The organism is Rhodovarius sp. (assembly GCF_040399605.1).
Taxonomy (GTDB): Bacteria; Pseudomonadota; Alphaproteobacteria; order Acetobacterales; family Acetobacteraceae; genus Rhodovarius; species Rhodovarius crocodyli_A.
On sequence record NZ_JBBARU010000021.1, the window covers coordinates 36473 to 43134 of the forward strand.

A 6662-nucleotide genomic window follows, 5' to 3' on the forward strand; every position below is an offset into this window, starting at 1 on the left:
GCAGGGCAAGCCTTGCCCCTCCGGGCCCCTCCCCGCCGCCTTTCGGGCGGTGCATTCTGCTGGCGGAAACGGGAGATGAGCATGCTTGGCTCCAGGCGCAATCTGCTGCTATCCGCCGCCGCTGCCCCGCTGCCGGGGGCAATGGCAAAGGGGGCGGCCGAGGCGGTGGTGACGCTTGTCGTGCCCTTTTCCGCCGGCGGTTCGGCTGATCTCTCGGCGCGTGCCCTCGCGGCGCATTTGCCCGCGCTGCTGCCGGGCCGTACCGGGATTGTGGTGGAACACCGCGCCGGCGCCTCGGGCGCTGTCGGCACCGCCTCGGTGGCGCGCGCGGCACCTGATGGGCAAACCCTGCTGCTGGCACGGGTTGGCTCTTCGGCCATTCTGCCGGCCACCGATGGCCGCACCCCCTTCGCCTGGGATGATTTCACCTTCCTCGGCCTGCTCGAGCAAAGCGCCTATGCCATCGCCGTGCGCGCCGAGGCGCCATGGGCCGATCTGGCCGCGCTGGTGGCAGCGCTGCGCGATGCGCCCGGACAAATGCGCTTTGCCACCTCCGGCCCCGCCACCATTCTCGATCTGGGCGTGCGGCAATTGTTCATCGCCGCCGGGCTGGGGTTGGATGCCGCAACCGCCCTGGTGCTGCGTGGCGGGGGTGAGGCGGTGCAGGCGCTGCTGGCCGGGCAGGTGCAGTTCATCGGCAATAACCTGCCCGATCTGGCGCTAGGGCTGCGCGATGGCAGCCTGCGCGCCCTGGCCGTCTCCGGCCCCGTGCGGCTGGCGGAGTTCCCCGCGGTGCCGACCATGACCGAGGCGGGTTTTCCCGCCCTGGAGGGGTTGACCGGCTGGAGCGCCCTGGCCGGCCCGCCCGGCATGGCGCCGGAATTGGTGGCGCGCTGGGCGCAGGCCCTGGCCGCGCTGCGCCATAACCCGGCCTGGCTGGCCGAGGTGGAGCGCCAAGGCAGCCTGCCGCGCCTGCTGCCGCCTGATGAGACCCGAGACTATATTGGCGGCCAAGTGGCACTTTATCGTGAATTGGCGCGGCAATTGGGGCTGCAATGAGTTTTTTGACGCGGACATAAAGGCCGGCGTTTCAGCCCCAGGCTTGACAGAAATCGGCAAATAATCCTATATCATCAGCCAAGTGCCGCGCTGTTTTGACAACCGCATCCGCCCCCCACCACCGCCACCCCACCTGCGGGGCAATTTGTCCGAATACCACCATTTTGCGCGCAACCCAGCCCGGCCGCAGATAAACGCAATAAAAACAGCCGGCTGAAAAACCCCTCAGCCGCGCAACCGCAGCCCCTGCACCCGGATCAAGCCATCGGGAATAAGCCGCAACCCCTCCAGCGCCGGCCGCAGGGCGAAGAAGGTCTTGGGGTGCCACAAATAGATGTAAGGCCGGTCCCGCAGCAGAACCGTCATGGCGCGCTCATAGGCCGCAAGCCGGGTCGCCGGGTCAGTGCTGGTGCGGCCCTGGCGCAGCGCCGCATCCGCCTCGGCCGAGCAATACCGCCCGCCATTGAGGCTCTCGCCACAGGCATTGAAGCTCCAGAGATTCTGGTCAGCATCGGTGCGGCCGGACCACTGGATGATCAGCGCCTCAAAATCACCCATGGTCCATTGCCGCAGCAGCGTCGCGGTCTCCAGCACCACAATCTCAATGGTGATACCCGCCTCGGCCGCCATGGCCTGAATCACCTCCGCCGCCTGAGTGTAATCCGAGGTGCCGGGCACCGAGAGCCGTATCCGCACCCGCTCCAGCCCCGCCTCACGCAGCAGCGCCCGGGCCCGGGCCAGATCCCGCGGCGGCGTGACGATGCTGGCGATATGATGCGGGTGCCCAGGCGGCGTGGATTGGTTGGCCGGGCTGAAGCGGCCCTCAAAGGCCACCCGGTTCAGCACCTCACGGTCAATCGCCGCCTCCAGCGCCGCACGCACCCGCCCATCACGGCCGAGCGGCGTATTGGCCCGCTCGCCATTGGCCATATTGATGGCGATATAGAACGCCGCCAGCGAAGGCCCCTCCACCACCCGCACCCGCCGATCGGCGGCGAGGGTATCAAGATCGGAGGTGCTGACCCGCTCGATCACCTCCAGCGCGCCCGCGCGCAGGTTGGAAGCGCGCACAGTGGTATCGGGTATCGGCCGATAGACCACCCGCTCGAAGTGAATATTGCTCCGGTCCCAGTAATCGGCGAAGCGCTCCAGCTCGATGCGATCCTGCGCCACCCGCCGCGTCAGCCTAAACGGCCCGGCACAGGCCGGCGCGGCCTGCGATTCCATCGGCGTGCGGGGTGAAACCAGCATCCCCGCCCGGTCACTCAGTGCCGCCAGCAGCGGCGCAAAGGGCTCCGAGAGGCGTATGCGCAGCGCCATCGGCCCCGCCACCTCCACCGCGCTCACCGGCCCCAACTCACCGCGGCGGGTGGAACCGGGTGCGGTCAGGTGCCGGTTCAGCCCGGCCATGGCGGAGGCGGCGTCCAGCGCCTCGCCATCATGAAAGCGCACCCCGGCGCGCAGGTTCAGCAGCAGCGCCCGGCCATCCTCCTGCCACTCCCATGCGGTGGCGAGTTGGGGAATGAGTTGCCCCCGCTCATCCACATCCAACAGCTTGTCGCACATCGCCGCAAAAACCTGCCGGGCGGCCACGCTGCGCGAGAGGCTGGGGTCGAGCACATCGGGGTCCGAGGCGATGCCGATGCGCAATGTCTGCGCCGCCGCCGGCAGCGCAAGAATGAGGCAGAGCAGGGCCGCGGACGGCAGGCGAAATGATCTCATCCGCTTAGCCTGCCGCAAAGATTGCGAAGAAGCCATGGCCCCCAGCTTTCTCCCAGCCCTCGACCGCAGGAAGGCGCCGCCCGCGTCAGGAATTCACCCTGAACGCCTCCCAGATGACCGCACCCCACCGCCTCATGGTGGTGGGCGGCGGCGCTGTCGGGCTGGTCTCCAACCGGGTGGAACCGGGGTGACGCTGCATTGAGCCGGGCTCAGCCCCGCTTGAGCATGGGACCCAGCGGCCGGCCGCCAAAGACATGGACGTGGAAATGCGGCACTTCCTGCCCCGCATCGAGGCCCATATTGGACAGGATGCGGTAGCCGCTGGCCTCCAGCGGCCGGCCCACCTCACCCACCGCCCGCCAGAAGCCGGCAATGGCCTCGGCGCTTGCGCCGGCGTGGAAATCCGCCGCCGAAACCCATTCGCCCTTGGGTATCACCAGGATATGGCTGGGTGAGAGCGGGTTGATATCGTGGAAGGCCAACGCGTGCTCAGTCTCCAGCACCCGCTTGCAGGGGATTTCACCGCGCAGGATGCGGGCGAAGATGTTGTTGCTGTCATAGGGAGGCAGCCCGGTCACGCTCATGCTCGCTTGGTCCTCAGGGCAGTTTGCGGGTCTTGGCCAGGCGCGTGATGGTTTTCGGCCGCGCGGCCTTTTCGGCGATGCCGGAAATGCCCTCGCGCCGGCAAAGCTCGCGCCACACGTCATCGGGCGCCACGGAGGCATCCACCCAGAGCACCAGCAGGTGATAAAGTAGGTCGGCACTCTCGCTGATCGTGGCTTCGCGGTTGCGCGCCACCGCCTCGATCACCAGTTCCACCGCCTCTTCGCCCAGCTTCTGCGCCACTTTCTGCGTGCCGCGTGCCAGCAGGCGGGCGGAATGCGAGGTGGCGGCATCGCCCATCACCCTCCGCTGCTCGATCACGCTCCATAGCCGTTCCAGCACCCCGGCGGCGGCGCTGTCATGGGCGGGTTTGAGCAAGCGCTTTTCGATCTGCCGCACCGCCTTGGCGAGTTTGACCGGCTTGGCGACGGGCGCTGCCGCCAGAACCTTGATGACGGTGGCGCTGGCCTTCGGGCTTTTCGCCTTTGCCACCTTATTCTTGGCCGGGGCCTCAACCACCGCCGGCAGCGCGTGGGTGACCACCGCCTTGGGGCGCTTGGCCTTCTCGACTTTTTTCTTTGCGGGCTTGGCCATCACGCGGCCTCCATCACGGGTGCTTCGGCCGGGCGCACCGGCCAGCCAGCGGCGGCCAGTGCTGCCTTGGCCTGGGCAATACGAAAAATACCGTCATGGAATACGCTGGCGGCGAGCAGGCCAGAGGCGCCGGCAGCGGCCCCCTCGGCGAAGTGGTCCAGGCTGCCCACGCCGCCGCTGGCCACCAGCGGCAGCCGCACCCGGGCGCGCACGGCGCGCAGCAGGCCCAGGTCAAAGCCCTGTTTCGTGCCGTCGCGGTCCATCGAGGTCAGCAGCAATTCGCCCGCACCGCCCTCGGCCATGCGTGCCGCCCATTCCACCGCGTCAATGCCGGTGCCGCGGCGGCCGCCATGGGTGAAGACCTCCCATCGGCCGGGCGAGACTTGCTTGGCGTCAATCGCCACCACGATGCATTGGCTGCCAAAAGCCTGGGCCGCGCGGGCCACCAATTCGGGCTCGGCCACGGCGGCGGAATTGATGCTGGCCTTATCGGCCCCGGCCAGCAGCAGCTTGCGGATATCCTCCACGCTGCGCACGCCACCACCCACCGTCAGCGGAATGAACAGCCTGGCTGCGGTGCGCGCCACGACATCGAGCATGGTGTCGCGGTTTTCATGGGTGGCGCCAATATCGAGGAAGGTGAGTTCATCGGCGCCCTGGGCGCCATAGGCGGAGGCCTGCTCCACCGGGTCCCCAGCATCGCGCAGGGCGACGAAATTGACGCCTTTGACGACGCGGCCTTCCTTCACGTCCAGGCATGGAATTACACGAAGCGTAAGCACCAGCAGATGACCTTGCAAATTGTCGAGTTTTGGCCGCGCTTGCAACGGCAGAGTTTCGATGCGCTGCGCTTAGCGTCGGGTCAAGGTGTTTTGCACGTGGTTCTGGCGCGGCGCGCGTGAATTTGGCAATGACCATGCATGATCGGCGATGAGACGGAGACAGTTCTGTTGCGCCCCCGGGCTTTTCTGCCCGAGGTGGCCTGTTTGGTGCTGTGGCGGCGCTCGGCCAGGGCGCGTCGGGTCTCGCTGAAAATCTCCCCGCGAGATGCCGCGGTGATTGTGACGCTGCCGATGCGCGCCCATCGGCGTTTGGGCATGGCGCTGCTGGCTGAGCATGCCGCCTGGGTCACCGAACGCCTGGGCGCGATTGAGGCGCCGGTGGTGTTGGAGCCCGGGGGGGCGGTGCCCATTGGCGATGTGCCACATGTTATTGTCCATGACCCTGAGTGCCGCGGGGGAGGGATCATCGAGCCGGGGCGGGTGGTGGTGGGTGGCGGGCTGGAATTTCTGCCCCGCCGGGTGATGGATTGCCTGCGCGCCGAGGCGGCGCGGCGCATTGGCCTTGTGCTGCCGGTGCATGCCGAGGCGCTGGGGGTGCGGCCGCGCGCGCTGCGGCTGAAGGATACCCAGACCCGCTGGGGAAGCTGCGCCCCGGATGGCACCATCGCTTTCTCCTGGCGGCTGGTGATGGCGCCGGATTGGGTGCTGGATTACGTGGTGGCGCATGAGGTGGCGCATTTGCGCGAACTCAACCACTCGCCGCGCTTTTGGGCGCTGGTGGAGAGCCGCACCCCGCATCGGGATGCGGCCAGTTTGTGGCTAAAGGCGAATGCCGGGCGGTTGATGCGGATCGGTTAGCGGGCTGCTGCGTAACGAAGGCGGGGGACGATAAGATCGAGGGGCTTTGCCCCTCGGTCCTTCTTTTACCAACACCTTGCTTTGATCGTGTGATGTCGGCTACACGCGGCGCAACGCATTTGGACCATTGCCTCAATCCGGTTCGCGGATGCTGCCTATCAGATCTTGAGCGTTGGACACTTCAGTCGAGATAGCCCTGGCCAAGCCGCTCGAGCTCTCTGAAGCCGCGCCGCTGCCAAGGCCTGGTTGTGCCATGTCGAGCATGGCGGCGAGGTGTCCCTCCACCGTGATGTCAGGCACCCCGCGCCTTCCAGCCGGATGAATGATGACGCGCTCGATTAGGGCCCGGGCTGCTTCCAGCGCAGCTGGATTGTCGGCGGCGGCAAGTGCCGCTCGCAATCCTTGGAGCTTCGCTCGGTATACGGCACCGATATCGGGCCTAATCCGGATTATCGCCGGCCTGGCATTGCTGATGGCAGCATGCAGCCGTTGCGTTTCTGCTTCCGCGGCTTCGAGCTTGGCCTGCAGCCGCGGGCCTCTCAGCCCATCAGCGATGGCCTCAAGCAGATTGGCAAGCCTCCGCTCGGCGACATCCAGATCACGCTGCAGCTTTGGAGCTGCCGCCTGCAGTTGCGTCGTCAAGCGGTTCCATTCCGCAGCGAACTCTTCTGCAAATGCCTGCACGACCTCGGGGTCCATCATTTTTTCAGCAAGTGTCTCCAGCACTCGTTCCTCAAGAACATCGCGGCAGATCGCTGCGCGGTTGTCACACATGCCACGCTGGACGTTGTTGCAGGTGTAGGTCTTTCTGGTATTGGCCGCGAAGGGAGCTCCACACTTTCCGCAAATCAGCCTGCCAGACAGCAGGTAGCGGCCGCGGCGCTTCTCCCAAAATTTCTGCTGCCCCGTACCAGCGTTGGGCGGCGCGGCATCAGCGTCCAGCCTTGCCTGAACTACCGCCCAGACCGCGTCATCAATGATTCGGTATTCGGCAAGCCGCGGGCGGTCCTCCATCACTCCGACCGCGGAAGCCAATATAGCAGT

General features: G+C 66.7%; 7 protein-coding genes. 2 read left to right on the forward strand and 5 right to left on the reverse strand.

Annotated elements, in window-relative coordinates:
• Window positions 1–81 precede the first annotated feature (81 nt).
• Window positions 82–1059 (forward strand): tripartite tricarboxylate transporter substrate binding protein, encoded by a 978-nt coding sequence (locus ABWP84_RS08090; RefSeq protein ID WP_353211508.1) that lies wholly within the window; start codon window positions 82–84, stop codon window positions 1057–1059.
• Between the two features lie 225 nt (window positions 1060–1284).
• Here the strand turns inward: ABWP84_RS08090 and ABWP84_RS08095 are convergent, their stop codons facing one another.
• The 4 genes from ABWP84_RS08095 to hisF form a co-directional block, all read right to left on the reverse strand.
• A complete protein-coding gene (locus tag ABWP84_RS08095; RefSeq protein ID WP_353211509.1) occupies window positions 1285–2781 on the reverse strand; it encodes an ABC transporter substrate-binding protein in 1497 nt (498 codons plus the stop codon).
• 209 nt (window positions 2782–2990) lie between these two features.
• Window positions 2991–3365, reverse strand: coding sequence for an HIT domain-containing protein (locus ABWP84_RS08100; RefSeq protein WP_353211510.1), 375 nt, complete (start codon window positions 3363–3365; stop codon window positions 2991–2993).
• A 13-nt stretch (window positions 3366–3378) separates the two neighbouring features.
• Window positions 3379–3978, reverse strand: coding sequence for a phosphoribosyl-ATP diphosphatase (locus tag ABWP84_RS08105; RefSeq protein ID WP_353211511.1), 600 nt, complete (start codon window positions 3976–3978; stop codon window positions 3379–3381).
• Entirely contained in the window at window positions 3978–4760 is a 783-nt protein-coding gene (hisF, locus tag ABWP84_RS08110; protein WP_353211512.1) for an imidazole glycerol phosphate synthase subunit HisF, read from the reverse strand. Before hisF ends, ABWP84_RS08105 begins: the two co-directional genes overlap by 1 nt.
• 138 nt (window positions 4761–4898) lie before the next feature.
• Between hisF and ABWP84_RS08115 the strand changes: the two genes are divergently transcribed.
• Window positions 4899–5618 (forward strand): M48 family metallopeptidase, encoded by a 720-nt coding sequence (locus tag ABWP84_RS08115; RefSeq protein ID WP_353211513.1) that lies wholly within the window; start codon window positions 4899–4901, stop codon window positions 5616–5618.
• A gap of 132 nt (window positions 5619–5750) precedes the next feature.
• On the opposite strand, the gene ABWP84_RS08120 is transcribed toward ABWP84_RS08115, so the two are convergent.
• A partial coding sequence (locus ABWP84_RS08120) for a zinc ribbon domain-containing protein (RefSeq protein ID WP_353211514.1) occupies window positions 5751–6662 on the reverse strand: 912 nt, incomplete at its 5' end.